Origin of the sequence: Natrialba sp. PRR66 (assembly GCF_034808065.1) — an archaeon.
Taxonomy (GTDB): domain Archaea; phylum Halobacteriota; class Halobacteria; order Halobacteriales; family Natrialbaceae; genus Natrialba; species Natrialba aegyptia.
The window spans coordinates 1-263 of record NZ_JAXHGN010000144.1 but is presented as its reverse complement, the minus strand read 5'-3'; the positions used below and the strand labels follow the sequence as shown (position 1 = coordinate 263).

Here is a 263-nt window from a genome sequence, read left to right as displayed (position 1 = left end):
CCCGAACTGGACGTGGGCACCGCTCGCGCTCCTCGCGCTGGCGTTGCTGGGCTGGGACGCCTGGACAGCCTGGACCGCGAGCGAGTTCGCCTGGCGGCGCTTTCTCGTCCCGGCGGCGGTAAGTGCCGGCCTCGTGATCCCGATAGCCTACCTGTTCTGGCGCACGGGCGGGTTCGGCGGGGCCGACGCCAAGGCGCTGATGGTGATCGCCTTGCTCTTTCCCGTCTATCCGGTCTATCTGCTGCCGAGTGGCACGCTCCCGC

1 protein-coding gene is annotated in these 263 nt (G+C 70.0%); it reads left to right on the top strand.

What is annotated here, in order from left to right; translation table 11 throughout:
• Positions 1-263: prepilin peptidase (locus SM755_RS23795; protein WP_323174856.1), on the top strand; the 263-nt coding region annotated here is incomplete at both ends.